This is a genomic window from Phytoactinopolyspora limicola, assembly GCF_011320225.1.
Taxonomy (GTDB): Bacteria; Actinomycetota; Actinomycetes; order Jiangellales; family Jiangellaceae; genus Phytoactinopolyspora; species Phytoactinopolyspora limicola.
Window position 1 is genome coordinate 158,037 of sequence record NZ_JAAOEN010000007.1, and the last position, 25,206, is coordinate 183,242.

Consider the following 25,206-nt stretch of genomic DNA (forward strand, 5'->3'; position numbering starts at 1 on the left):
GAGTTGATCGTCCCGGCCAAACCACCGTGAATGGTTAGCCGGTGACCCGTCGGAGTGGCTAGCCGGCGACCCGCGCGGCCAGCGCGTCTCCGACGTCGCTGGTGCTGCGCTGAGCGCCGCCGCGGCTGGCCAGATCGGCGGCGACGGCGTCGTGGACCGACTGTGCCCGCTCGGTCAACCCCAAGTGATCGAGCAGCAGCGCCACGGACGACACCGTCGCGGTCGGGTCGGCGATGCCCTGTCCGGCGATATCCGGTGCCGAGCCGTGCACCGGCTCGAACATCGACGGTGCGGTGCGGTCGGGGTTGATGTTGCCGCTGGCGGCCAGGCCGATACCACCACAGACGGCCGCGGCGAGATCGGTGATGATGTCGCCGAACAGGTTGTCGGTAACCACGACGTCGAACCGGCTCGGGTTGGTGACCAGGTGGATGGTGGCGGCGTCGACGTGCATGTAGTCGACGTCGACCCCGGGGAACTCAGCGGCGACCTGCTCGACGGTGCGGCGCCACAGATGGCCGGCGTGGACCAGGACGTTGTGTTTATGGATGTAAGTGAGTTTGCGCCGCGGCCGGTCCTGGGCGCGCCGGAATGCGTCACGTACCACGCGTTCCACTCCGAAGGCCGTGTTGACGCTGACCTCGGTGGCGACCTCGTGTGGGGTGTCGACGCGCAGGGCGCCGCCATTGCCGACGTATGGCCCCTCGGTGCCCTCCCGGACGACGACGAAGTCCACGTCACCAGGGTCGGCCAGCGGTGTGCTGATGCCGGCGGCGATCCGCGATGGACGCAGGTTGACGTAGTGGTCGAACGCGAAGCGCAGCTTGAGCAGCAGGCCGCGTTCCAACACTCCGCTGGGCACGGTGGGATCACCGATGGCACCGAGCAGAATGGCGTCGTGAGCGCGGATCTCCTCAAGCACCGAGTCCGGCAGCGTCTCGCCGGTGGCGTGCCACCGGCGAGCGCCCAGATCGTATTCGGTGGTGGACACCTTCACGTCAGAGATGGTGTCGAGAACCTTCAGACCCTCGGCGACGACGTCGGGGCCGATGCCGTCGCCGGGGATCACGGCAAGATTGATGCTCTGGGTCATGACCGACCACGGTATCCGCGCCGTCCGAATGGCAGTACGCACTTCTCACTATTTGGACGGCTGTCCGTGACCGGGCTGGCGACCGGTTGATCAGCGGACGGTTACTCAGTGGCCGGTTTCGCCGCCGTTGTCACGGCGGTCCATGGCCTCTTGCAACGCCTGCTGAGCTTTCTGCTGCTCTTCAGTCATGATGCATACTCCGACAGAGAATCTAAGAATGAATGTGGGTGGCGAATGCGGGAACACTCGCCGGCCAGCTGGGGTACACCAGGCTCCGCGACGGGGAGCCGGCCTTATCGGGCCCCGTCGCGGCAGCTAAGAATGCGTACCGACCACAGCATGACCCTGTGAACGTTACGCCCGTGTCGAGGCGCTGTCTCGCCAATCGACACAACTTCTCACATTCCGAGATTCTCGATCATGTAGGTACGGCCGAGACACCAAGGGGTCCCGGCCGTACCTCCATGGTTAGTCGTCGAGATCGACCGTGCGGCCCCACTCCGCGCCGATAGCCTCCACGATGCTCTCCATCGGGGCACCGGCAATGGCTTGGTCGACGGTCATCGCGACCAGCGCATGCCCACCCCGGGTGTCCCGGCTGACCTGCATACCCGCGATGTTGATCTCGGCCTCGCCGAGGATACGCCCAACCGTGCCGACCACACCCGGGCGGTCGACGTAGCGGAAGAACGCCATGTGCTCGCTGGGGAACGCCTCGATGTCGTGACCCAACACCTCGACGATCTTCTCCACGTGTTTCGGCCCGGACAACGTTCCCGAGATCGAGACCGTCCGCCCGTCGGACATCACTCCGCGCACGGTGACGACGTTGCGATAGTCCGGTGAGTCTTCGTTGGTGATCAGGCGCACCTCGACGCCGCGGTCGGCCGCGATCACCGGCGCGTTGACGTAGGAGACCTGCTCCTCGACGACGTCGGCGAACACACCCTTCAGCGCCGCCAACTCAAGAACCTTCACGTCATGTGCCGCGATCTCGCCGCGTACTTCGACGTCAAGCTGCGCGGCGACCCCACCGGCCAGCGCGGTGAAGATCCGGCCCAGCTTCTCAGCCAGCGGCACCCCGGGACGGACGTCCTCGGCGATCGCACCACCTTTGACGTTCACCGCGTCCGGCACCAGCTCACCGGCCAATGCCAGCCGCACCGACTTGGCCACCGAGATGCCGGCCCGCTCCTGCGCCTCCGCCGTGGACGCACCCAGATGCGGGGTAACAACAACCGACTCGAACTCGAACAGGGGCGACTCGGTGCACGGCTCCGACGCGAACACATCGATGCCGGCGCCGGCCACCCGTCCTTCTTTCAGCGCCATCGCCAACGCGTGCTCGTCAACGATGCCCCCACGGGCCGCGTTGATGATCCGTACCGTCGGCTTGACCTTCGTCAGCGCACGTTCGCCGATCAGCCCGGCCGTCTCGGGTGTCTTCGGCAGGTGCACGGTGATGAAGTCACTCTTGACCAGCAGCTCGTCGAGGGTGACGCTACGCACGCCGAGCTGAGCAGCCCGCGCGGTGGATACGTAGGGGTCGTAGGCGATGAGTTCGGCGCCGAACGGAACCAGCCGTTGAGCGACCAGCGCGCCGATCCGGCCGAGCCCGACGATGCCGACGGTCTTCTCGTACAGCTCAGTACCGGTGTACTTGCTGCGCTTCCACTCCCCGCCCTTGAGCGACTGATTGGCCGGCGCGATGTTGCGGGCGGTGGCCAGCAGCAACCCGACGGCGAGCTCGGCGGCGCTGGTGATGTTGGACGTGGGGGCGTTGACGACCATGACGCCGGCCTGGGTAGCGGCCTTCACGTCGACGTTGTCCAGGCCAACTCCGGCCCGGGCGATGACCTTGAGGTTCTTGGCGGCGGCGATAGCCTCGGCATCCACCTGGGTGGCGCTGCGGACCAGGATGGCATCGACATCGGCGATGGCCGGCAGCAACGCCGCGCGATCCGCGCCGGTGGTGTGCCGAATCTCGAAGTCCGGGCCAAGCGCCTCGACCGTGGCCGGCGATAGCTCCTCGGCGATCAGTACGACGGGCTTGCTCACGTGGTTTACACCCTCTTCTTGTGTCGTGCGTCCACTGCGTGCATCAGGGCGAGCGCGACACTGAGCCCGGTCGCAGTTGATTGTAACCGCTGCGTTTCCTGGCCGCGACCGCCGAACACCACCCGGGGCCGGACATGGACCTCACCCGGCGCGAGCCACACCTGCCGCGAACCTCACTCGGTACGACGGCACCAGCTCACGGCATCGGCCAGGTCTCGCCTTGATACGACGCGTCCCAGAACATCCACTCGAACCTCGAGGCACGAGCATACGCGTGATGCATCTGCTCCACGTTGGTGGTGTCGACCTCCGCGAGGTTGTCCACCAGCGCCTCCGCGCGTCGCGTGTCCGCGGCGAACTCCGGGTCGCCGTACGTCGCCAGCCACGCCGCGTACGGGTGGTCCGGACGCTCAGCGAGGGCGCCGGCCAGATGCTGACCCACCTCGGCGTAGATCCGGAAACACGGCAGCAGCCCGGCCATCGCTACGCCCACCGGCGCCAGCGAGGCGTCGGCCTGCAGGGAGTGGACGTAGGCCAGACAGGTGGGGGTCGGTTCGGTGTCGAGGTTGCTGAGCTCTATGCCGGCCTCGTCCAAGAACGACGCGTGGAGCAACCGCTCGGCGTCGACGGCGCCAGCGGCGAACCGGGCGATGGCCGCGGCACCGTCCGGCTCCGGCCACCGCGCCGCCGTCGTCGCCAGCGCGCGCGAATAGCGGGCCAGGTAGTGGGCGTCGTCGATCATGTATCGCAGGAACACCTTGCGATCGAGTGAGCCGTCACCGAGCTCCCGGACGAACGGGTGCGCGAGGATGGCGTCGTACCAGGGTTTGGCCCGGTTCCAGGCATCGGCGGAGAATCCCATGCTGCTGTGTCACTCCTTGTTCTCGGTTGGGTGCGTCGGTCGGCATATCCCCGTGATCGTTAGCGGATTTCGGCCCCCAGGCCGGGTGATCGTTGCCGGTTTCGTGTCGCGATAGCGACCCAATCCCGGCGACGATCACCCGGCCTGGGGGCCGAAATCCGCTAACGATCACGGGGGCGAGGTGTCCAGAGGGCGTGAAAGTGGTGCACTGGCCCATAACCGCCGCCGACGTGAAGGGTGTCGGCGGCACGCAGGGCATCGGTCAGGTACCGCTTGGCGTCGGCGACGGCCCGCGCCAACGGCCGGTCGAAGGCGAGGCCAACCGCGATCGCCGAGGCGAAGGTGCAGCCGGTGCCGTGGGTGTTCTTCGTCGCCACCCGAAGTTCCCGCAGTTCGTGTACGCCGCCGTCGTCCACCAGCACGTCGATGGCTTCCGGGCCGCCATCGTGCCCACCTTTGACGACGACCGCCGCCGCCCCCTGCTCCCGCAGCGCCGCGCCCGCCTGCGCCATCCGGTCCGGGGGGACGTCGTCCCATCCGAGCAGCGCCGCCGTCTCCGGCAAGTTGGGGGTAATCACCGTCGCCAAGGGAACCAGACGCTCCCGGATCGCCTCGACGGTCTCTTCGGAGACGAGCCGATCACCCGATGTCGCCACCATCACCGGGTCGACCACCACCTGCCGCACCCGGTAGCGCTCGATCGCCTCCACAACGGCGTCGACGACGTCCGGGCCGCCCAACATGCCGGTCTTCATGGCGCGGACGTCGAGATCCTCGAAGATCGCCGCCAGTTGGTCGGCGACGAACTCCCCCGACACCGGCAGCACCCCCGTCACACCACGAGTGTTCTGCGCGGTCAGCGCGGTCAGCGCCGCCGCGCCATAGGCACCGAGTGCGGAGAACGTTTTGAGATCGGCCTGGATGCCGGCACCGCCGGACGGGTCCGAACCAGCCACGGACAGGACGGTGGGGATCATCGCGTCACTCCTTGCTCGACGTGATCGGTGAATCGTCATGGACTGACGTGCGCTCTAGCGGGCGTCGTCGTTGTTCATCCGTCAGCGCGTCGTCGACGGCGTCCCGTAGCCGGGCGGCCGCCAGCTCCGGGTCGCTGGCGCCGAAGACCGCCGACACCACCGCGACGCCGTCGGCCCCGGCCCGGATGGTCGCCGCTGCCCGCTCCGGGGAGTTGATCCCGCCGATGCCGACGAGTGGTCGATCGGTCGTCCGGCGCAGCCCCGCCACCCCGGCGAGCCCTAGCGGTGCCGCCGTGTCGGTCTTCGTTGGTGTGGACCAGACGGGACTGGCCGCCACGTAGGAGCACGCCGCTAGTTGCTCCACGTCGTTCCCCTGCGGGTCCTCGATCGACCAACCAACCACCGCGCCGCGACCCAACGTGGCGCGGGCCAGCACCGGGGTGGTATCCGTGACCCCCACGTGGACCCCGACCCCGGCCCGTTCGGCCACGTGAACGCGGTCGTTGACCACCAGCGGAACGCGGGCCGGTGCGAGCACATCGCGCAACTCGCTGGCCTGGCGCAGAAGTTCGTCGTCGCTGGCGTGTTTGTCGCGCAGCTGAACCAGCGTGGCGCCGCCGCGCACCGCCGCCAGGCACATCTCCGCCAGCCGCTCCGGTGGGGTCAGCGCCGGATCGGTGACGACGTACAGGCGAAGGTCGAGGACGGTCATGGCGCGACCCGGACGCCATGAACAACAGCCGGCTCGTCAAGTGTGTGCAACTCGTCGAGGATCCGCCAGCGCAACGAACCGGGTCCGGCGGCTTCGGCCGCGGCCCGCTCCCCCGCCAGGCCGAACACGGCCAGTGCCGCGGTGGTCGCCACCAGGGGGTCCTCGTGAACCGCCGCGAAGGCACCCGCGACGGCGCTTGCGGCACACCCCATGGCGGTGACCTTGGCCATCAGCGGGTGTCCACCACCAACTCGCCAGGTCCGGTCAATGCTGGTGACGACGTCCACCGACCCCGTCACCGCCACCACTGCGCCGCTCTGACGTGCAAGCTCCTGAGCAGCGTCGATGGCATCAGAGGACTGGTCGGTGCTGTCCACACCCTTACCGCGGGCGCTGGCCCCGGCCAGGGCGAGGATCTCGCTGGCGTTGCCACGGATCACGGTGGGCCGCAGGGCCAGCAGATCCGCCGCCACCTTGGTGCGGTACCCCGTCGCCCCGGCGGCTACCGGGTCGAGCACCCACGGGATGCCGCGCTCAGCCGCGACCCGGGCGGCGTCGAACATCGACTCCACCCACGGCGCCGACAGCGTGCCGATGTTGACGACGACGGCGTCGGCGATACCGGCGAACTCGGCAGCCTCCTCACGGGCGTGCACCATGGCCGGCGACGCACCTGCCGCCAGCAGCACGTTGGCCGACAGATCCATGGCGACGTAGTTGGTGAGATTGTGAACCAGCGGCCCCCGGCGGCGCACCGCGTCGAAGACCGTCCAGACGTCGGCCGGTACCAGCGCGGACATAGCGCTCTCCTTCCCACCGGGAGGGAGCCTGCGAGGTGGTGCGTCTGGTTCGAGGTGACGTCCGCACCCCCGATTCGGCTCCCTGCGCCGGCATGACCCGGATCAGGTTCGGCGGGTGTGATCTCAGCCTCGCGCGAGGCACCCCGGCCGATCGGTTTCGTGATTCCAACCTACCTCATCGGGCACGACGGGCAATACGCCGCCTTGTGCCCAAACCCGCCACGCCACCACCGCCCGCCACGCTGCCCCGGGGTTGGATGTGGCAACGGAGCGGAACTGGTGAACGGAGTGGAGCTGGTGCAGCGACGGAGCGGCGGAGGTGTTGCTCTGGCGACACTGATGGCACTCCGTTCGCGCACCAACTCCACTCCGCGCACCAACTCCACTCGGTGCGCTCACTCCAGGGTGGCCGCGTGGTCCGGAACGTGGTTCTGCAGCTCATGCGGCGGGCGCTGGTAGCCCGTGGACTCTGGCCGCGGCGGCAGCTCTATCTCCGGCTGTTTCACCTCGTGATAGTCGAGGGTGGAGAGCAGGTGGGCGATCATGTTGATCCGGGCGCTGCGTTTGTCGTCGCTTTCGACGACGTACCACGGTGCCTCGGCGATGTCGGTGTGAACGAACATGTCGTCCTTGGCTCGGGAGTAGTCTTCCCAGCGCTGGACCGCCTCGACGTCCATCGGCGAGAGCTTCCACCGTCGCATGGGGTCTTCCAGCCGGGACCGGAAGCGACGTTCCTGCTCCTCGTCGCTCACCGAGAACCAGTACTTACGCAGCAGGATCCCGTCCTCGACGAGCAGCCGCTCGAAGATGGGACATTCACGGTAGAAGCGCATGTACTCCTCGGGAGTGCAGAAACCCATCACTCGCTCCACGCCGGCCCGGTTGTACCAGCTGCGGTCGAACAGCACCAGCTCGCCGGCCGCCGGCAAGTGCTGGATGTAGCGCTGGAAGTACCACTGGGTGCGCTCGCGGTCCGACGGCGCAGGTAGCGCGACGACGCGGGCAATCCGGGGGTTCAGGAACTGGGTGACCCGTTTGATGACCCCGCCCTTCCCGGCGGCGTCTCGGCCCTCGAAGATCACGACGAGCCGGATCCCCTCCACCCGGACCCATTCCTGAAGCTTTACGAGTTCACTCTGGAGTCGGATCAGCTCGGCTTCGTACAGCTTCTTCTTCAGCCGCCGACGATCGCCCGGCTGTGCTGCCGCGGCCGCGTCCGAGCTGCGTTTGGTGACGGACACCAGGCCCTCCTCGCCGGCGTACGGCCCCTGCGCGGCGCCCCCGCCATCGGTACACGTTAATGCTGTTGTCTCGACCCTAACGTTCCCGCTGACGTCGCCGTCACCCACTCGCCGGATCGACCACCCACGCACCGCCTGCGACGATGGTGCGATGAAGCTGCTGGCGTCGGGGCGGGAAGCCGACGTTTACGATGTCGGCGACGGGCGGGTCTTACGCCGGTATCGCAACGGCCACCGCTCTGTCGGCGACGAGGCCCTCGTCATGCGGCACGCCCGTCAGCACGGAGTCCGGGTGCCCGAGGTGCATCGGGTGGCTGGTGGCGACCTGGAGATGGAACGTATCGACGGCCCGACGATGGTGGACGCAATGGTTAATGGCGCCCTACCCATTGATGACGGCGCCGTTGCCCTCGCCTCCCTGCACCACGACGTCCATCACGTGCCTGCCCTGCGATCCCAGGCACCCGAGCACCGCCTCCTCCACCTGGACCTGCATCCGTACAACGTCATCATGGCAACGGACGGTCCGGTGCTGATCGACTGGCCGCACGCCACCGATGGTCCTCCCGACCTCGACGTCGCCGTCACCGCGGTGATCCTGGCGCAGGTGGTACATCTCCCCGGCCCGCATGCCGAGCTGGCCGCGGCGTTTCTCGAATCGTTCACCACCCGCGTCGCCCCGCCACCCCGGCAGATGATCGCCGCGGCGGCCACCCGACGGGCCGCCGATGCCAACCTCACTCCAGCCGAGCACGCTGCCCTGCCGTCGGCCGTGGCCATGCTGCACCAACTGTTCGGTCACCGAACGCCGGATCAGTCCGACAGCTAGGGCCGCGCCGGAGATCCGTCCGGCACGATACGGTCGGACATCATGTTCGACCCGCGTGACCCGGAGTTCCTCGCCGATCCCTACCCGTACTTCGCCCGGCTGCGTCGCCGGGGTGAGGTCCATTGGCACGACGGACTCGGCCTCGCGGTCGCGGTGTCACACGCAGCCGCGTCGGCGGTCCTGCGTCACCGCGGTCTCGGCCGGCTCTGGTCCGACGCACAACCTGCCGACCGGTTCGCGGCGTTTAATATGTTGCACCGGAATTCGCTGCTGGAGAACGAACCACCGGCCCATACCCGGCTGCGTCGGCTGGTGTCGACGGCCTTCCAACGCGGACATGTCGAACGGCTGCGCCCCCGCGTGGAGCAGCTGGCGTCGGACATGGTCGCGGGCCTAACCCGGCAGATCGAGACCGACGGCCAGGCCGACCTGCTGGAGCATCTCGCGCAGCCGTTACCGGTGGAGGTGATCGCCGAACTGCTCGACGTCCCCGCTCCCGACCGGCCGAACCTGGTCCCGTGGTCGAACGCGATAGTGAAGATGTATGAGTACGGTGCACCGGACGAGCAGCGCGACAGCGCCGAACACGCCGCCGCCCAGTTCGCTCGATACCTGAATGAGCTGGCCGGGGAACGGGTACGACGGCCCGGCCCGGATCTCATCAGCGACCTCACCCGCAGCGGCCTCACCACCGACGAGGTGGTGGGCACGGCCGTGCTGCTCTTGATGGCCGGGCACGAGGCCAGCGTCAACGTTCTCGGCAACGGGGTGTACGCGCTGCTCCGGCACCGTTCGCAGTGGGAGGCGCTGGTGGCCGACCCGGGGCTGGCCGAATCGGCGACGGAGGAGTTGATCCGGTTCGACTCTCCACTCCAGCTCTTCGAGCGCACCGCGAAGGAGGACGTCGAGATCGCCGGCTACCGGGTAGCTCAGGGCACCAAGATCGCCGCGCTACTGGGCGCCGCCGCTCGTGACCCCGCCGTGTTCACCGCGCCGGACACGCTGGACATCACCCGGAACCCGAACCCGCACATCGGCTTCGGTGGCGGCATCCACTACTGCGTCGGCGCCCCGCTGGCCCGGGTGGAGGTAGCCGCGGCTTTACGCGCGTTGTCCCGCGACCTGCCCGGCCTGCGCCTCGCCGGAATGCCCCGACGCCGCGCCGAGTTCGTCATCCGGGGTTTGCGGGACCTGCCGGTGACCACCGCGTCGCCGGCATAGGTCGATCAAGGCGTCGGTGGGCGCAGCGTCAGCCAGCCGCCACACAGAACTCGTTGCCTTCCGGATCGAGCATGACCGTCCACCGCTCATGCCGCCGTTGCACCGACGCCCCAAGCTCGACGAGCCGCTCCACCTCGGCTTCGCGATCGGCGGCGACCACGTCGAGATGGAGCCGGTTCTTGACCACCTTCGGCTCGTCGACCTGCTGAAAGAACAGCATCGGACCCGGACCGCCTACGGACACGGTCGGGTCGGTGTCCGGCGTCAGCCCCAAACTCGCCAGCCGTTCGACTTCCGCGTCGTCGTAGGGGAGCACGTCGTACCCGTCGAGTGCCCCGGCCCAGAACCGGGCCAGCGACGGTGCGTGCCGGCAATCGATCGTGATCTCGTCCAGTTTGGCCATGTCAGGGTGTCTCCCCTTCGGTCACGGGTTGGGTGAACTGGCTCGCATACAGCTCGTAGTACGCTCCGCGCCGACGCAGCAGTTCGGCGTGCGACCCCTGCTCGACGATCCGCCCGGCCCGCATCACCAGGATGACGTCGGCGTCGCGGATTGTCGACAGCCGGTGGGCGATGACGAAGCTGGTCCGCCCCGACCGCAGGGCCGCCATGGCCTCCTGCACCAACACCTCGGTTCGGGTGTCGACCGAACTGGTGGCTTCGTCGAGAATCAGGATCTCGCGGTTGGCCAAGAACGCCCGGGCGATGGTGATCAGCTGCTTCTCGCCCGCGCTCAGGTTGTCGCCTTCCTCGTCGATCACGGTCTCGTAGCCGTCCGGCAGCGAATGTACGAACCGGTCCACGTAGGCCGCCGTCGCCGCGGCGACGATCTGTTCATCGGACGCCGACGGGTCGCCGTAGGCGATGTTGTCCCGGATCGTGCCACCGAACAGCCAACTGTCCTGTAGCACCATGCCGATGCGGGAGCGCAGGTCGGCCCGGGTCAGCTCGGTGACGTCGACACCGTCCAGCCGGATCCGACCGCCCTGCAGCTCGTAGAACCGCATGATGAGGTTGACGAGAGTGGTCTTCCCGGCGCCGGTAGGCCCGACGATCGCCACCGTCGTCCCTGGCTCCACCGTCAACGACAGGTTCTCGATCAAAGGCGCGTCAGGGTCGTAGCTGAACGACACGTCGTCGAACTCCACCCGGCCCCGCGGCGCGTCGATGGCCACCGGCCGCGCCGCGTCGGGTTCCTGCTCGGGTTCGTCGAGCAGCTCGAACACCCGCTCGGCGGATGCCACACCGGATTGCAGCAGGTTGGCCATCGACGCCAGCTGGGCTAACGGCTGGGTGAACTGCTGGGAGTACTGGATGAACGCCTGGACCTCACCCAGCGTCATCGATCCGGACGTGACCCGCAGCCCGCCGACCACGGCGATGGCGACGTAGTTGAGGCTGCCGAGGAACATCAACACCGGGCGGATGATCCCGGAGATGAACTGAGCCTTGAAGCTGGCCTCGAACAGTTCCTCGTTCTTGGCGCGGAACGTGCGCTCCACGTCGTCCTGCCGGCCGAACGCCGTCACCAGCGCGTGACCGGTGTACGACTCCTCGACGTGGGCGTTGAGATCACCGGTGTGTTTCCACTGGGCGACGAACTGCTTCTGCGACCGCTTCGCGATCACGGCGGTGACGATCACCGACAGCGGCACCGTCACCAGCGCGATCAACGCCAGCAGCGGTGATATGAGAACCATCATGGTCAACACACCCAGCACGGTGAGCAGCGACGTGATCAGCTGACTCATGGTCTGCGTCATCGTCTGCGAGACGTTGTCGATGTCGTTGGTGACCCGGCTCAGCACATCACCGCGCGGGCTGGTGTCGAAATACCGCAGCGGCAGCCGGTTCAGTTTGGCTTCGACGTCGGCCCGCAGCCGGTACATGGTGCGTTGCACGATTTCGTTGACCAGGTAGGCCTGTAGCCAGGCGAACAGCGACGCACCGAGGTAGATCATCAGCACCCCGATGAGCACCCAGCGCAGCGCGTCGATGTCAACACCTTGCCCTGGGACGACGTCCATGCCGGTGAGCATGTCGGCGAACGTGTCCTGACCGTCGGCACGCAGCCCGGCGACCACGTCGTCCTTGGCGGCGCCGTCGGGCAGCTGCCGGCCGATGGCGCCGGAGAAGATGAGGTCGGTGGCGTGGCCGAGCACCCGCGGCCCCAGCACGTTGAGCGCGATGCTCACCACGGCAAGAGCGAGCACCAACACCACGCCGGTCCGCTCGGGCCGCAGCCGGCCGAGCAGGCGACGTGCGGACGGCCCGAACTGTAGCGGCTTCTGCGGGGCGGCGGCCATAGCCCCCATGCCGAGGGGGCCACGTCCGCCGGGCGCGGCCGGACCGGGCCGGGCGGGGCTGTCGGTTCCGGTTCGGCTCATGTCAGGTCCTCCACGGCGAGCTGCGACTCGACGATCTCCACGTAGGTCGGGCAACTGGCCATTAGCTCGTCATGGGTGCCGACGCCGACGACGGCACCGTCATCGAGGACCGCGATCTGGTCGGCGGCGGTGACCGTGGACACCCGCTGGGCGACGGTGACGACGACGGCGTTGGCGATATACGGGCGCAGGGCGGCGCGCAGGCGGGCGTCGGTGGCGACGTCGAGGGCGGAGAACGAGTCGTCGAACAGATAGATGTCGGGGCGGCGGACCAGGGCCCGCGCGATGGCCAGCCGTTGCCGCTGACCACCGGAGACGCTGGTGCCGCCTTGGCCGAGTGGCGTGTCCAGGCCCTCGGGCATCGCACGGACGAAGTCGACGGCCTGGGCCACCTCCAGGGCCTGCCAGAGTTCGTCGTCGGTGGCGTCGGCCCGGCCGTGCCGTAGGTTGCTGGCGATGGTGCCGGAGAACAGGTACGCCTTCTGTGGGACCAGTCCGATGCGGCGGCGCAAGGTCTCAGGGTCGAGCTGGCGCACGTCGACACCACCGACCCGCACCACACCGGCGGTGGCGTCGATGAGCCGCGGCACCAGACTGATCAGCGTTGTCTTTCCCGCTCCAGTACTGCCGACCACGGCGAGCGTGCTGCCTGGCCGCACCTGAAGGGTGACGTCGCGCAGCACCGGCTCGTCGGCGCCGGGAAAGGTGAAACCGGCTCCGTCGAACTCGAGACTGACCTGTTCGGGAAGGCTGGTGACCGGGTCCGACGCTGTGACCACCGACGACGACGTGTCCAGGACCGCCTTGATGCGCTCCGCCGACACCGCGGCCCGCGGCACCATGACCACCATAAACATGGCCATCATCACCGACATCAAGATCTGCATCAGGTAGGTGAGGAACGCCGTCAGCGCCCCGATCTCCATGGCACCGTCGTCGACCCGTATCCCGCCGAACCACAACACGGCCACACTGGACACATTGAGCACGAGCATCACGTAGGGGAACATCAGCGCCATCAGCCGACCGGCCCGAAGCGCGGTGGTAGTCAACGCTTCGTTGGCGTCGGCGAAGCGGTCGGCCTCGTAGGGTTCGCGGACGAATGCCCGCACCACCCGTACGCCGGTGATCTGTTCTCGCAGGACCCGGTTGACCACGTCGATACGCTGCTGCATGGCACGGAACTGGGGGATCATCCGGCGGGCGACGAGCAGCACACCCACCAGCAACACGGGGACGCTCACGAGCATCAACCACGACAACCCCACGTCCTGGCGCAGCGCCATGACAACCCCGCCGATCGCCATGATCGGGGCCATGACGAGCATGGTGGTGGTCAGCATCACCAGCATCTGCACCTGCTGCACATCGTTGGTGTTGCGGGTGATCAGCGACGGCGCACCGAACTGGCCCATCTCCCGCGCCGAAAACGCCGACGCTTGGTGGAAGACCGCGGCCCGCACGTCGCGCCCGAACGCCATCGCGACCCGCGCGCCGTAATACACCGCCGCGATGATGGTGACGACCTGCACGAGTGTGACGACCAGCATCCATCCGCCGGTGGAGACGACGTAGCCGGTATCGCCCTGAGCGATTCCGTGGTCGATGATGTCCGCGTTGAGGCTGGGCAAGGTGAGTGCGGCGAGCGTGCCGACGAGTTGGAGGGCGACCACGGCGGCGAGTTGTCGCCGGTAGGGGCGCAGGTAGGTCCGCAGCAGGTGGACGAGCATGGTGGAACTCCAGACGTGGTGGTGCGTGCGGCGGCGGGGCGAACACTCCCGGGCCGTGATGATGGTGGGCCGCGGCTGGCGCCGGAACCCGGTCTACTGGGTTACGGCGACCGGCCAGCGCGCTGCTCGGCTCTCGGCGCGGAGGTGGTCTCGTCGTCATGTGGCCACCTGGCGACACCGTGCAACAAGAGGTCGACGATTCCGGCGGGTGTCATGATCGGCCCGCTGGCGAGGCGCGGATGGGAGCCGCCGAAGGCGACGATCTGCAGGAGTCGGGCCGCCTCGGCGGGCTCGACGCGCAACCGGTGCCGGTCCGGTTCGAGCATCCCGGCCATGATCGCGGTGCATCGCTCGTGATCCTCGAGATGCCGTTTGGCATCCGTTTCCGGGAAGTTGGCCCGGCCGATGACGCTGGCCAGCTCCAACATGGTGACCATCCGCTCCTGCAAGAGCGCGGCGACCGCCTCCAGGCGCTCCTCCAGGGGTGCGTCGAGGTCGATCTCCCGGAGCTGTTCGACCAGCGCGGACGGGTCCATGGCAGCCTGGATGGCCTGGCGGAGCAGGACCTCCTTGTCCTCGAAGACGCGGAAGATGGTGCCTTCGGCGATACCGGCGGCCTCGGCGATCTGCTTGGTGCTGACGTCGAAGCCGTGCCGGCGTACCAGAGGCACGGTGGCGGCGATGATGGCGTGCCGCCGCTCCTCGGGGGGCAGCGCCTTGGCGCGCTGGCGTCGGCCGGAGCCCGGAGCCGTCGGTGGGTGCTGGTCCGTCACGCCATCATCCTAAATGAGTGAGAACTCACTCACAACCCAAACCTCCCCACCTTCCCGCCCCTGTCCCGGTGATCATTGGCTTTTGACTACCGGATCCGGTAGTCAAAAGCCAATGATCACCGGGACAGGGCAGGAGCGTAGGCCGCCAAGAAGACCCGCACCCCTTCGTCGGCGTAGTAGTCGAGTTCGGCCACCGCGGGCGGTTCGTCGTCGACTCGGAACATCGCCCGGTTGAGCGGTATAGACAGGATCAGCCAGTTGAAATGTTCAGCCGCTAACTCCGGGTCAGACACACGTAACCGTCCCTGCCGGGCCAGCTCGCTGAAGAGCGCGGCGAACGCGGCGCGTCCGCGAGCCGGGGCGCGCTCGTACCAACTCCGCGCCAGCTCGGGGAACTGGTCGGCGGCACCGATGATGACCCGTCGCATCTGAACGATGTGCGGCTGCATGATCACCGCGAGGTGCCGGCGCGCGTAGTGCCGCAACTGCTCCCCCAGGTCACCAGAGGTGAGGAGACCATCCAACATCTCCTGCCCGTCAGACTCAGCCGCATCGATGACGCCGTCGATCACGGCGGTGAACAGCCGCTGCTTGTCCGCGAAATGTTTGTACACCGTCTGCTTGGAGACCCGCGCCAACGCGGCGATGTTATCCATGCTCGTGCCGCCGTATCCGTCGCGGAGGAAGACAGTGCACGCGGCGTCGAGAATCGCCTGCCGCTTGCGCGCCGAGCGCCCCCTTTCCGGCGCCGCCCGAGGGCCTGGATCAGTGCCTACTCCGGCGCGCCCGCCGTCCTCGACGGCCCGGCCAGCATCGACTACATGTTCACCCATGACTCAGATAGTACTAGACAGTCTAGTTCTCAGGAGAGTACTGTACAGTCTAGTACTCTCCGGAGCGACCTTAAGGAGCACGACGGTGAACGCAACCACCACGGTGACCTCGGCTGATGGCACTCAGATCGCCTACTACCGATCAGGCACCGGGCCGCCGTTGATCGTGGTCGACGGGGCCCTGTGCTCCTACGGCTTCGGCCCGGCGGCCGAGTTGGTCGACGTGCTGTCACCACACTTCACCGTGTACGCCTATGACCGGCGCGGCCGCGGCGCCAGCGGCGATAAACAGCCGTTTCACGTCGACCGAGAAATCGAAGACCTTGATGCGCTCATCGCCGTAGCCGGTGGGACGGCATTCGTCTACGGCATCTCCTCCGGCGCGGCACTGGTCCTTCATGCCGCCGCACGAGGGTCGGCGGTCATCAAAATGGTCCTGTTCGAGCCGCCTTTTACGGCGGAGTTCGGCGATCCGGCCGAGGTGAACAACGAGCATGCCATCCTCGACGAAATGCTGGCGGCTGGGCAACACGGAGCCGCTGTTGAACGGTTCTTGTCGTACATGATGCCGCCGGAGGTGATCACCGGCATGCGCGAATCTCCCGTGTGGTCGACCCTAGAGAGCGCAGCGCCGACCATTGCTTATGACAATGCCTCCATGGGGGACGGCACGATCCCGCGAGGGACGGCGCGCATGGTCGACACACCAACGTTGGTCGTGGCGGGCGACGAAAGTCCGGCGGAACTACGACACGTCGCCAAGGCCCTCGCGGATGCCCTGCCCGCTGGCCGATACCGCGAGGTGGGCGGCCTGAGCCACACGAGTGCGCCCCAGCCCCTGGCACCCGTGCTCCGCGAGTTCCTCATCGCGTGACCAAGAACGAACCGGTGCCCCGGTCGACAGAGACCCGCCGACGGCGGACCCATCGTGGCAGGACAATCGTTGCGCCCTCGACGCGATCAGGCAACACCACGCGGGCGGAACTGGATGCTGATCCGTGGCCCGACCGGCCGGGCCGTCTTCGGCACAGCATGCTCCCACGTGCGCTGACATGAACCACCCATCACCAGCAGATCGCCATGCCCAAGTGGGTAGCGAAGTGCCTGCCCGCCACCACCTCGGGGCCGAAGTAGGAGCGTGCGAGGCTCCCCCACCGAGACGATGGCGACCATGGTGTCCTCACGCTGACCGCGACCTATGGTGTCGCCGTGCCAGGCGACGCTGTCCCGGCCATCTCGGTAGAAGCACAACCCGGCAGTGCGGAACTGCTCTCCCAGCTCGGCCCCATAGTGCCCGTTTAATGCGGTACGGGCGGCGTCCAGCGACGGATGCGGCATCGGCACACCCTCTCCGTACCAGCACACCAACCGGGGAACGTCGACCACCCGCTCGTACATCTGTCGACGCTCGGCCCGCCACGGGACGTCCGCGGCAAGCCGGGCGAACAGCTCGTCGGCGCCAGAAACCCACCCTGGGCGGACGTCGACCCAGGCACCCGAGCTGAGCTCCGTGCGCTGCACCACACCGGCGAGTGCGGACACGTGAACCTCGTCGGCAACGGCATCGAACAGCGACGGCTGTAAGGCAATCGACATAGCCTGACCCTACACCACATTCGAACGCATGTTCCGACGCTGGCGGTCGCGGAGCCCAAGGCGGCGAGCACGCCCGGCTCGGATGCCATTGGTGATGACCACAACCTCCGCGACCTCGTGCACCACGACCACTGCCGCCAGCCCGAGGGCTCCGGCCAGCGCCAACGGCACCAGACCCGCGATGATGGCCAGTGACAGGCCCACGCTCTGCCACATGATCACCCGCGCGCGGCGTGCATGATCCAGAACGCGGGGTAGGTGACGCAGATCCGTGCCCATCAACGCGACGTCCGCGGTCTCGACGGCGACGTCGGCCCCCATGGCGCCCATCGCGATACCCACGTCGGCCGCGGCCAACGCGGGGGCGTCGTTCACACCGTCGCCGACCATAACCACCGGGCCACCGGTGCGGAGCTCCGCGACGATCCGGGATTTGTCCTCGGGGCGCAAGTCGGCGTGGACAGCACCGGGGTGGAGACCGGCTTCGCGAGCTAGCGCGGCCGCTGCGGTGTGGTTGTCGCCGGTGAGCATGACCACGCGGTAACCAGCGCCGCGCAGCGCCGCCACCACCGTGCCAGCCTCGGGGCGGAGTTCGTCGCGCACCGCCACGGCGCCAATGACCACCCTCTGCTCCTCGACCAGTACGACGGTGGCCCCGGCGCGCTGTAGTCGGTCCACGTCACTGGCCAGCGGTCCGGCGTCGATCCACCCTGGGCGGCCTAGCCGTACTGGGCGGGTCTCAATTGTTCCGGTGAGCCCGGCCCCAGTGACCGCCTCGACGTCGTGCGCGGGGTGGAGGGGCGAGGCGGCGGCGAGCACGGCTTGCGCCAGTGGGTGTTCACTCCGTTCCTCCAGGGCGGCGGCCACGTCGAGAACATGCTCGACGTCGTACCCGGCAACGGCCACGACCTCGACGACGGCCGGCCGGTTACCCGTGAGGGTCCCAGTTTTGTCCAGTGCGACGGTCCGGATCCGGCCCATGGCCTCCAGCGCTGCCCCACCCTTGATCAGGCTGCCGTGCCTGGAGGCAGCACCGATCGCGGCGACGACGGTCACCGGCACGGAGATCGCCAACGCACACGGGGAGGCCGCCACGAGAACCACCAGGGCACGTTCGATCCAGGTTGTTGGGTCACCGAGCAGAGAACCCACGATGGCGATGACCGCCGCCGCCACCATGACACCGGGCACCAGAGGCCGGGCGATGGTATCGGCGAGGCGTTGACCGGCACCTCGGCGCGACTGCTCGGCCTCCACGATGGCCACGATGCGGGTCAGCGAGTTGTCCGACGCGGTGGCGGTAGCCGTCATCTCCACCACCCCCGTACCGTTGATGAAGCCGGCGTACACCTCGGTTCCAGGGCCAGCCTCGACCGGCAGCGACTCGCCGGTGATCGCCGAGGTGTCCATGCTGGTCCGGCCCGCGACGAGCACACCGTCGGTCGCCACCCGCTCCCCCGAGCGAACCACCACCGTGTCCCCGACGGCGAGGTCGGCTGGGCTGATGCTCTGCTCGCCGTCGGCCCGCTTCACCCGCACTCGGGCGGGTACGAGGTCCAGGAGCGCTCGCAGCCCTCGACGGGTGCGGGCGATCGAATACTCCTCGAGCCCTTCGGCGATGGTGAAGAGCACCGCCAAGGTGGCCGCCTCGCCTACCTCACCTAGCAGCACCGCACCCGTCGCGGCGATCGTCATCAAGGTGCCGACGCCGATGGTGCCGCGGGCCAGCCGGCGCAGCGTCGCAGGTATGAACGTCGAGCCGGCCACCACCAGGGCTGCGGCCTTGAGTATCAGCTCCACAGGTTCGGACAGCCCGGCCCACCCGGCGGCATATCCGGCGGCCAGCAACACCAAGGCCACGGCCGCGAACCGGATCTCCCGGACCTGCCACAAACGTCCGGACTCGGCCTGCTCCCCGCCCTCCCCGCCATCCGAGCAGGTCTCAGCGCGGTTGGTTGGCGACGTGGCCACGTTCCCGCAGCCACAGCCGTCGTTCATCGTGGCCCGTCCAGGCCCCGGCTGTCGGTTCCGTAGTTGGGGCACAGGGCGACGGCGTTGCCCGTGGCGGCGAGCACGGCTTCAGCCGCGGCGAGGACGTCGAGGAGTTCTGGCCGAGCCAGCGAGTAGAACACCTGCCGCCCCTCGGGACGTCCGTCTACCAGGCCACAGTCGCGCAGGCAGGCCACGTGTTTGGACACGGTGGATTGGGCGAGGCCCAGTTGGGCGACGAGGTCGGCCACCCGCGCCTCTCCGACGGCGAGCCGGCGCACGATGGCGAGCCGGGTGCCGTCGGAGAGGCTGTGGAACAACGCTTCGGCCGCCCCGATATCCGCATCGCCGGCTACACACTCAGCCGTCTGATCAATCGCCATATCGTGATGATATTCCATGAGGGCGATGAAGAGCACTGAGGTCGGACGGCCAGCCAAGGCGGGTCCTTCGCCCCTGGGTCGACACCATGCCGGATCGCAGAATCGAATCGACCACACCGGGGCCTTGAGCGCCCTCCGAAGGAGTCACCCGTCATGCGTGCACTCGTCGTCTACGAATCGATGTTCGGCCACACCCGCTCGATCGCCGAGGCGATCGCCGCCGGACTCGCCTCGACCATGGTGGTGGACATCGTCGAAGTCAACGATGCGCCGACCGACATCGGGCCCGACGTTCACCTGATCGTCGTGGGCGGCCCCACCCACGCCCTCGGCATGAGCCGGCCGAGCACCCGGCAGGAAGCTGCTCGCCAGGCGCCGGACGGCCTCGTCTCCACCGGCACGGGGATCCGGGAGTGGCTGGCCACACTACATCCACCGACGACGACGCTGGCCGCGGCCAGCTTCGACACCAAGGCACGCCGGCCACGGCTACCTGGCTCGGCGGCCCATGCCACCGCCCGTCGGCTCCGCCGGTTGGGGTTGACGATGATCTCCCGACCACAGAGCTTCAACGTCGACGGGGTTACCGGCCCCCTCACCGCAGGTGAAGAGGACCGGGCGCGGGAGTGGGGCCACGAACTCGGCGACCACGTACCCATGAGCCGATGAACGTCGGCGCAGGCAACACTCAGGCGGACGCCCGCAGCTTCTGCACGGTTCTCGCCGCACGATCATCGCGCGTCTCTTGACGCTTCGCCTCCGCGACCCAGCCCGCATATTCCTTGCGGTGAGAGTAAGAGAGCGCATCGAAGGCCGACTTTGCCTCCGGATCGGCGGCGAGCGCGGCCTCCAACTCGGCCGGCACCTCGACCAACCGGGGCTCGTCGTCTCGCGCGATCCGTATCCGCACCGCGTCTCCGACGTCGACCCCGAACTCGACGCGTTGGTCTTTGCGCAGCCCAATCCAGCCCGAGCCGCCATAGATCGCGACGGTGGTGCGAAACCATGCACCACCGTCGACCGAGACCCGCACCGGAGCGCGAGCCTTGCCGAATACCTCCCGAGGGTTGAACGGCAACTCGAAGCCGCACCCCGGTCCATCGTCCTGACCCACCAGGACGGCGTCGAACGCGTGCCCTAACACACGTACATTGTGCACGCCCACTGACGATTCGTCAGGCGAACCACGGTGTTTATCTCTCAGATCGGTATACCTCGCCCGTTCAGCCCGTCGCCGCGGCGACCACCACACCACCGAGCGCCGCCAGACCCGCACTCACCGGCAACGTCACCAGCCAGGCCATCGCGAGATTCCGGACGACGCGCCAGCGCACCCGGCGCACGCTGTCGTGAACACCGGCACCCAGCAGACCACCCGCGATCGACTGCGTCATGCTGACCGGGGTACCCACCGCGGCACTGCCGAGCACCGCCGCCGCGGCCGACAGCTCAGCCGTGACGGTGTGGGTGGCCCGCGTGCTGAGAATGCCGTTGCCCACCGTTCGGGCGACCTTCGGCAACCCCAGGAGAGCACCAACGGCGAACCCCGCCGCCACCACCAAGTAAACCCACCACGCCACCGCGGCACCGTGACCAGCCGCGACGCTGGCGGCGAGGAACAGCACCAGAACCTTCTGACCGTCGTTGGCCCCGTAGGCCACACACTGCGCCGCGTACGCCACCACGTGCGCCCGCCGCATGGTGGACAGGTAGGAGCCACCCCTCAGCGACCGCCACACCTTCGACACCACTAGCGCCAGCACCATCCCGACGACGGGCGCGGCCGCACCGATGGCGAGCACCCGCATGAGTGCACTCCACTCGACCACCAGCCCGCTCCCGAGGCCGGCCCCCGCGATGCCGCCGATCACCGCGAGCGTCAAGCTGGTGGGCAAGCCGAGCCAGGCCAGCACGGACACCACCGCCACGGCCGTCACGAAGCCGATCCCCACCGCGGTAGTACCGTCACCGTCGCCCGGCACGATCGAACCGAGCATGGTTCCGGCAACCGCGGTGGTCACCAAAAGCGGCACCGCCACCAGCGCGGCGACCAGCAACGCCAGACTCGCCGACACCGACAACCCCGGCACCCTCAACCCTGGTGCGATCAGCGCGCCACCATCATTCGCTCCGGTGACGATCACGAACGCGACCGCTACGGCGACGAGCAGCTCGGGCGCCACGATCCTCCTCGTTCTGGCCGGACCACCGTGGCCAAGCCGCTACACCTGGACGAGAGTTGAACTGCCGACGGCCGCCGGCCGATGAGCCTCAGTAGCCGCGCTTGAGCGCTCCGTCGGTCAAGACGTCGGCGGCATCGTTGATGCGCATACCCACCATGTCGAGCCGTTTGATCAGCTCCCGGTGCTTGAGCGCCTGCGGCGAGACGGTGCCGTCGATGATCTTCGCGAACTCATCCTGGTAGCCGCGGCTGATGCCTCGGGCCGCCTTCTTCGCCTCCAGCGCCTTGAGCGGGACCCGGTGGGGCTTACTCCAGAGGGCGTCGACGGCTTCGTCGAGTGACTCGATGGCCCCGACCACGTCGTCCAGGAACGGCCGATACGTCTTCCGTTTCTCGATCTGGTAGAGGTCGGCTTCGCGGACGAAGTCGCGGATAGTATCCAGGACGTCGTCGATGGAGCGGGAGAGCCGGAACAGGTCCTCACGATCAAGAGGGGCCACCAACGTCTGCGACAGCCGTTCGACCAGCTCCGCGCGCTGTTCGTCGCCCCGATGCTCGATCTCGGCGATCTGCGACCGCGCATCGGCCGGGTTCACCTTCTTGTTCACCATTGCCTGAGCCAAGGCGGCACCTTCGAGGGCAGCATGCACCTGCCCGGTAAGCGCTCCGGACAGGTGTGAGTCCCCCCGCGCCCGCCACGACGACCGCAACCGTCGCCATGGTGCCTTCATCGCCGACCTCGTCTCAACAGTCATTCAGATTCCGTTCAACTTTTGTTCACCTTTGATTAACCTATTATCTACCATCTCCCAGCGATCGCCGTAGTGGCCTACGTCACCTCATACCCACCGAGACGTCATGTTCTCCACGCGACATCCGAGTTCACCAGGCCGGGCAGCTCGCTGCCGGCCAGATAAGCGGCCACCACTTCGGCGGCCAGCTCGGCGGCCCGATGGGCGGTCTGCCGGGTGGCACCGGCGAGGTGTGGTGTCAGCACCACCCGATCGGAACCCAACAACGGCCAGTCCTGCGGCAGCGGCTCAACTGGGAAAACGTCCAGGCCAACACCCGCGAGATGGCCATCGCGGAGCGCATCGGCCACCGCTGTGTAGTCGACTAGGCCACCCCGCGCGGTGTTCACGAGGTAACTCCCCGGGCGCATCGTCGCGAGCCGGGCACGGTCGATCATGTTCGCCGTATCCGGCGTGAGGCGGGCATGCAGCGAGACAACATCGCTGCTGCCCAGCAGGGTGTCGAGGTCGGTCAGGCGGACGTCCGGGGGCAGCGTCGCCGGATCGACGAACGGGTCGGACACAATGACCGTGGCATCGAAGGCCCGCAGGATCCGCGCCACCCGGCGCCCGATGGCCCCCAGCCCGATCAACCCCACGGTGGCGCCGCCGAGTTCCGCGCCGCATGCGTCGTAGGCATACAGGTCACTGCGCCATTCACCAGCGGCGACGCTGTTGTGTACGGGCGGGATAGCGCGCACGGTGGCGAGCATGAGGGTGATGGCGTGTTCGGCGGCCGCCACGGCGTTGCGGCCCGGCGTGTTGCACACGGCGACCCCCCTCGCCGTAGCCGCCTCGACGTTCACGTTCACTGGCCCGCCACGGGTGCACACCACCAGGCGCAACGCGGGTGCGGCGGCCAGGACCCGTTCGGTGAGCGGCGCCATCTGGGTGATGACGATCTCGGCGTCGGTCAACTGCTCCAGCATCGTGTCCTCGACGTCGGAGGCCTCGTCCACCTCGCTCACCCGGCCGAATGGCTCTAGCGGCCATGGAAGGGTGATGGACCGAAGGTCGAGGTCAGCGGAGACCGCTCGGTTCAGCCGGTCCGCCAGGATGTCGTTGCGGACGAAGTGGTCTCCCGCCAGCAGGACCCGTCGTGGCTCACCCATCTTGCTCCTCATCATCTGTGCTCGTTCCCGGTGATCATTGGCTTTTGACCACCGTTTCCGGTGGTCAAAAGCCAATGATCACCGGAGGGGGTGTGCTGTCCAGTGGGCACGAGCGTGCTCGACGCGATCGACGTAGTCGGCGAACGCGGCGTCGTAATGCTCACGCGCCGTCGGCTCCGGTTCGACGACGCGCCGCGGAATCGGCCAATCCACCGCATCACCGCGTTCGTCCAGCGCCGAGAGCACAGCGCCGTAGGCCCCGGCCTGTGCCACGTCCACCACCTCGAGCGGCCGGCCGAGTACGTCGGCGAACAACTGGATCCACGTCGCACTCTGCGCTCCGCCACCACACACCGCCAGCCGCCCGGTGAGCCCCGCGGCCTCGAAACAGTGCCGGGCGGCGAACGCCAACCCCTCACACAACCCACGCACCAGGTCCGCGCGGGTGGTGCCCAAGTGCAGCCCGTCGATCCGGCCACGGGCCGCAGCTTCGACGAACGGCGCCCGCTCCCCCGACTCCGACCAATACGGCAACACCCGCACCCCGTTCGCGCCCGCCGGCGAGGCATCGATCAAGCCACCGAGTTCACTCACCCTGGCACCGACGGTGGTGAGCAGCCAGTCCAGCGACGCGGTCCCCACCATGGCCGGCATCGCCCGCATCCAATGCCCGGGCTCCCACATACCCAGCAGCAGTCCGGCCCGGTGCGGGATCGGCGCCGGGTCGGTGGTCACCACCTGGCAGGCCAGAGTGGTCCCGACGATCAGCAACCCATCTCCGGGGTCGACGATGCCGCTGCCCCGGGCGGCCGCCAGCAGGTCATACGGACCAGCGCTGACCGTCGTGCCGGCCGGCAGGCCGAGCAGTTCCGCACCGGTGCTATCCAGGGGTGCCGACGGGCCGCCGGGGCGGATCACCTCCGGCAGCAGGTGCGCGCGTTGGTCGAGACCGACGGCGCGTAGCACCTCGGTGTCGTATTCGCCGCGGAACGGGTTCAGGAACGGGTACGACGCGTCGGACACGTCGATGGCCCGCTCCCCCGTCAGCCGCCGGAACACCACACCGACACAGTGGGTGGCCGTCGTCGCCCGGTCGAGTACCTCCGGCTCGTCGCGGTCCAGCGCGGCCAGGATCGCCGCCGACGCACCCGGGAACAGCATCCCGCCGGTGCGTTGCAGTACCAGGTCCGCCGTGCCGTCACGGTCCCACTCGCGCACGATGTCCGACGCCCGCGCGTCCAGCCAGGATGCCGCCGGGCGCACCGGCAGCCCGTCCGTATCGTGCAGCCAGCATCCGTCGCCCTGTCCGGTCAACGCGACCAGCTCAGGAGCCACCGGCAGGTCGGCCGCCACCGCCCGGATCACCTGGGCGACCGAGGCGATCACCGCCTCGATGTCCTGTTCTACCCGGCCGCCTCCGGGGTGGTGCAGTTCGGTGCGGACGCTGTGTTCGCTCAGCGGCGTGCCGCCGGGGTCGTACCCCACGGCCTTGGTCAGCGTGGTGCCGATGTCGACCCCGATGTACATGGACGCCTCCTCGAACTCCCTCGTCCGCCTCCCCAGTCCCGGTGATCATTGGCTTTTGACTACCGGATCCGGTTGTCAAAAGCCAATGATCACCGGGACTGGGGAGGCGG

24 protein-coding genes and 1 riboswitch are annotated in these 25,206 nt (G+C 68.1%); of the genes, 4 read left to right on the forward strand and 20 right to left on the reverse strand.

Going from position 1 to position 25,206, the window contains the following annotated elements:
* Positions 1–58: 58 nt before the first annotated feature.
* The 7 genes from G8760_RS17830 to ppk2 all read right to left on the reverse strand — a co-directional run bounded on the left by G8760_RS17830 (position 59) and on the right by ppk2 (position 7,680).
* A complete protein-coding gene (locus G8760_RS17830; protein WP_166353653.1) occupies positions 59–1,093 on the reverse strand; it encodes a 3-isopropylmalate dehydrogenase in 1,035 nt (344 codons plus the stop codon).
* Between the two features lie 468 nt (positions 1,094–1,561).
* Positions 1,562–3,151, reverse strand: coding sequence for a phosphoglycerate dehydrogenase (gene serA / locus G8760_RS17835; protein ID WP_166353655.1), 1,590 nt, complete (start codon positions 3,149–3,151; stop codon positions 1,562–1,564).
* Between the two features lie 196 nt (positions 3,152–3,347).
* The gene (locus G8760_RS17840; RefSeq protein ID WP_166353657.1) at positions 3,348–4,013 is read right to left on the reverse strand and encodes a TenA family protein; all 666 of its coding nucleotides are present in this window, start codon (positions 4,011–4,013) and stop codon (positions 3,348–3,350) included.
* 161 nt (positions 4,014–4,174) lie between these two features.
* Positions 4,175–4,990 (reverse strand): bifunctional hydroxymethylpyrimidine kinase/phosphomethylpyrimidine kinase, encoded by an 816-nt coding sequence (gene thiD, locus G8760_RS17845; RefSeq protein WP_166353659.1) that lies wholly within the window; start codon positions 4,988–4,990, stop codon positions 4,175–4,177.
* A 4-nt stretch (positions 4,991–4,994) separates the two neighbouring features.
* Positions 4,995–5,702 carry a thiamine phosphate synthase gene (gene thiE, locus G8760_RS17850; protein WP_166353661.1) on the reverse strand — a complete coding sequence of 236 codons (708 nt, stop codon included), beginning with the start codon at positions 5,700–5,702 and terminating at the stop codon, positions 4,995–4,997.
* Entirely contained in the window at positions 5,699–6,502 is an 804-nt protein-coding gene (gene thiM / locus G8760_RS17855; RefSeq protein WP_166353663.1) for a hydroxyethylthiazole kinase, read from the reverse strand. The genes thiE and thiM overlap by 4 nt, the downstream gene beginning before the upstream one ends.
* Before the next feature lie 62 nt (positions 6,503–6,564).
* Positions 6,565–6,658: riboswitch (TPP riboswitch) on the reverse strand.
* A gap of 239 nt (positions 6,659–6,897) precedes the next feature.
* Positions 6,898–7,680, reverse strand: coding sequence for a polyphosphate kinase 2 (gene ppk2 / locus G8760_RS17860; RefSeq protein WP_425502352.1), 783 nt, complete (start codon positions 7,678–7,680; stop codon positions 6,898–6,900).
* Between the two features lie 214 nt (positions 7,681–7,894).
* Here ppk2 and G8760_RS17865 point away from each other — a divergent pair, with 214 nt between their 5' ends.
* Together G8760_RS17865 and G8760_RS17870 are read left to right on the forward strand one after the other, a co-directional pair.
* A complete protein-coding gene (locus tag G8760_RS17865; RefSeq protein WP_166353665.1) occupies positions 7,895–8,572 on the forward strand; it encodes a phosphotransferase in 678 nt (225 codons plus the stop codon).
* Between the two features lie 42 nt (positions 8,573–8,614).
* Entirely contained in the window at positions 8,615–9,793 is a 1,179-nt protein-coding gene (locus tag G8760_RS17870) for a cytochrome P450 (protein WP_166353667.1), read from the forward strand.
* A gap of 28 nt (positions 9,794–9,821) precedes the next feature.
* On the opposite strand, the gene G8760_RS17875 is transcribed toward G8760_RS17870, so the two are convergent.
* The 5 genes from G8760_RS17875 to G8760_RS17895 form a co-directional block, all read right to left on the reverse strand.
* Positions 9,822–10,196, reverse strand: coding sequence for a VOC family protein (locus tag G8760_RS17875; RefSeq protein WP_166353669.1), 375 nt, complete (start codon positions 10,194–10,196; stop codon positions 9,822–9,824).
* 1 nt (position 10,197) lies between these two features.
* A complete protein-coding gene (locus G8760_RS17880; RefSeq protein WP_166353671.1) occupies positions 10,198–12,180 on the reverse strand; it encodes an ABC transporter ATP-binding protein in 1,983 nt (660 codons plus the stop codon).
* Complete coding sequence (locus G8760_RS17885; RefSeq protein WP_166353673.1) at positions 12,177–13,910, reverse strand: ABC transporter ATP-binding protein; 1,734 nt, start codon at positions 13,908–13,910, stop codon at positions 12,177–12,179. Before G8760_RS17885 ends, G8760_RS17880 begins: the two co-directional genes overlap by 4 nt.
* Before the next feature lie 101 nt (positions 13,911–14,011).
* Complete coding sequence (locus G8760_RS17890) at positions 14,012–14,683, reverse strand: TetR/AcrR family transcriptional regulator (RefSeq protein ID WP_166353675.1); 672 nt, start codon at positions 14,681–14,683, stop codon at positions 14,012–14,014.
* Positions 14,684–14,799: 116 nt separating this feature from the next.
* Complete coding sequence (locus tag G8760_RS17895; RefSeq protein ID WP_166353677.1) at positions 14,800–15,516, reverse strand: TetR/AcrR family transcriptional regulator; 717 nt, start codon at positions 15,514–15,516, stop codon at positions 14,800–14,802.
* An 85-nt stretch (positions 15,517–15,601) separates the two neighbouring features.
* Here G8760_RS17895 and G8760_RS17900 point away from each other — a divergent pair, with 85 nt between their 5' ends.
* The gene (locus G8760_RS17900; RefSeq protein ID WP_166353679.1) at positions 15,602–16,390 is read left to right on the forward strand and encodes an alpha/beta fold hydrolase; all 789 of its coding nucleotides are present in this window, start codon (positions 15,602–15,604) and stop codon (positions 16,388–16,390) included.
* Positions 16,391–16,476: 86 nt separating this feature from the next.
* On the opposite strand, the gene G8760_RS17905 is transcribed toward G8760_RS17900, so the two are convergent.
* From G8760_RS17905 to G8760_RS17915, 3 genes are read right to left on the reverse strand one after another with little or no spacing between them, the layout of a single operon-like run.
* On the reverse strand, positions 16,477–17,112 hold the full coding sequence (locus G8760_RS17905; RefSeq protein ID WP_166353681.1) for an alpha-ketoglutarate-dependent dioxygenase AlkB family protein: 636 nt from the start codon (positions 17,110–17,112) through the stop codon (positions 16,477–16,479).
* 9 nt (positions 17,113–17,121) lie between these two features.
* Complete coding sequence (locus G8760_RS17910) at positions 17,122–19,110, reverse strand: heavy metal translocating P-type ATPase (RefSeq protein WP_166353683.1); 1,989 nt, start codon at positions 19,108–19,110, stop codon at positions 17,122–17,124.
* On the reverse strand, positions 19,107–19,484 hold the full coding sequence (locus G8760_RS17915) for an ArsR/SmtB family transcription factor (protein WP_207782468.1): 378 nt from the start codon (positions 19,482–19,484) through the stop codon (positions 19,107–19,109). Before G8760_RS17915 ends, G8760_RS17910 begins: the two co-directional genes overlap by 4 nt.
* Before the next feature lie 153 nt (positions 19,485–19,637).
* On the opposite strand from G8760_RS17915, the gene G8760_RS17920 reads away from it, so the two are divergent.
* Positions 19,638–20,153 (forward strand): flavodoxin family protein, encoded by a 516-nt coding sequence (locus tag G8760_RS17920; protein ID WP_166353685.1) that lies wholly within the window; start codon positions 19,638–19,640, stop codon positions 20,151–20,153.
* Between the two features lie 19 nt (positions 20,154–20,172).
* On the opposite strand, the gene G8760_RS17925 is transcribed toward G8760_RS17920, so the two are convergent.
* The 5 genes from G8760_RS17925 to G8760_RS17945 all read right to left on the reverse strand — a co-directional run bounded on the left by G8760_RS17925 (position 20,173) and on the right by G8760_RS17945 (position 25,096).
* Complete coding sequence (locus G8760_RS17925; RefSeq protein WP_166353687.1) at positions 20,173–20,628, reverse strand: YdeI/OmpD-associated family protein; 456 nt, start codon at positions 20,626–20,628, stop codon at positions 20,173–20,175.
* A gap of 79 nt (positions 20,629–20,707) precedes the next feature.
* On the reverse strand, positions 20,708–21,667 hold the full coding sequence (locus G8760_RS17930; RefSeq protein WP_166353689.1) for an inorganic phosphate transporter: 960 nt from the start codon (positions 21,665–21,667) through the stop codon (positions 20,708–20,710).
* 88 nt (positions 21,668–21,755) lie between these two features.
* A complete protein-coding gene (locus tag G8760_RS17935; protein WP_207782469.1) occupies positions 21,756–22,421 on the reverse strand; it encodes a DUF47 domain-containing protein in 666 nt (221 codons plus the stop codon).
* Positions 22,422–22,522: 101 nt separating this feature from the next.
* The gene (locus tag G8760_RS17940; RefSeq protein ID WP_166353691.1) at positions 22,523–23,569 is read right to left on the reverse strand and encodes a 2-hydroxyacid dehydrogenase; all 1,047 of its coding nucleotides are present in this window, start codon (positions 23,567–23,569) and stop codon (positions 22,523–22,525) included.
* A 78-nt stretch (positions 23,570–23,647) separates the two neighbouring features.
* Positions 23,648–25,096 (reverse strand): FGGY-family carbohydrate kinase, encoded by a 1,449-nt coding sequence (locus G8760_RS17945; protein ID WP_166353694.1) that lies wholly within the window; start codon positions 25,094–25,096, stop codon positions 23,648–23,650.
* Positions 25,097–25,206 lie beyond the last annotated feature (110 nt).

Coding starts and splice junctions, on each gene's coding strand:
- G8760_RS17935 (WP_207782469.1), bottom strand. CDS start 22,421: ATGACTGTTGAGACGAGGTCGGCGATGAAGGCACCATGGCGACGGTTG.
- G8760_RS17910 (WP_166353683.1), bottom strand. CDS start 19,110: ATGAACGACGGCTGTGGCTGCGGGAACGTGGCCACGTCGCCAACCAAC.
- G8760_RS17945 (WP_166353694.1), bottom strand. CDS start 25,096: ATGTACATCGGGGTCGACATCGGCACCACGCTGACCAAGGCCGTGGGG.
- G8760_RS17880 (WP_166353671.1), bottom strand. CDS start 12,180: ATGAGCCGAACCGGAACCGACAGCCCCGCCCGGCCCGGTCCGGCCGCG.
- G8760_RS17875 (WP_166353669.1), bottom strand. CDS start 10,196: ATGGCCAAACTGGACGAGATCACGATCGATTGCCGGCACGCACCGTCG.
- thiD (WP_166353659.1), bottom strand. CDS start 4,990: ATGATCCCCACCGTCCTGTCCGTGGCTGGTTCGGACCCGTCCGGCGGT.
- G8760_RS17915 (WP_207782468.1), bottom strand. CDS start 19,484: ATGGCGATTGATCAGACGGCTGAGTGTGTAGCCGGCGATGCGGATATC.
- G8760_RS17920 (WP_166353685.1), top strand. CDS start 19,638: ATGCGTGCACTCGTCGTCTACGAATCGATGTTCGGCCACACCCGCTCG.
- G8760_RS17865 (WP_166353665.1), top strand. CDS start 7,895: ATGAAGCTGCTGGCGTCGGGGCGGGAAGCCGACGTTTACGATGTCGGC.
- thiM (WP_166353663.1), bottom strand. CDS start 6,502: ATGTCCGCGCTGGTACCGGCCGACGTCTGGACGGTCTTCGACGCGGTG.
- G8760_RS17905 (WP_166353681.1), bottom strand. CDS start 17,112: ATGTCGATTGCCTTACAGCCGTCGCTGTTCGATGCCGTTGCCGACGAG.
- G8760_RS17840 (WP_166353657.1), bottom strand. CDS start 4,013: ATGGGATTCTCCGCCGATGCCTGGAACCGGGCCAAACCCTGGTACGAC.
- G8760_RS17895 (WP_166353677.1), bottom strand. CDS start 15,516: ATGGGTGAACATGTAGTCGATGCTGGCCGGGCCGTCGAGGACGGCGGG.
- thiE (WP_166353661.1), bottom strand. CDS start 5,702: ATGACCGTCCTCGACCTTCGCCTGTACGTCGTCACCGATCCGGCGCTG.
- G8760_RS17940 (WP_166353691.1), bottom strand. CDS start 23,569: ATGGGTGAGCCACGACGGGTCCTGCTGGCGGGAGACCACTTCGTCCGC.
- G8760_RS17830 (WP_166353653.1), bottom strand. CDS start 1,093: ATGACCCAGAGCATCAATCTTGCCGTGATCCCCGGCGACGGCATCGGC.
- G8760_RS17885 (WP_166353673.1), bottom strand. CDS start 13,910: ATGCTCGTCCACCTGCTGCGGACCTACCTGCGCCCCTACCGGCGACAA.
- G8760_RS17870 (WP_166353667.1), top strand. CDS start 8,615: ATGTTCGACCCGCGTGACCCGGAGTTCCTCGCCGATCCCTACCCGTAC.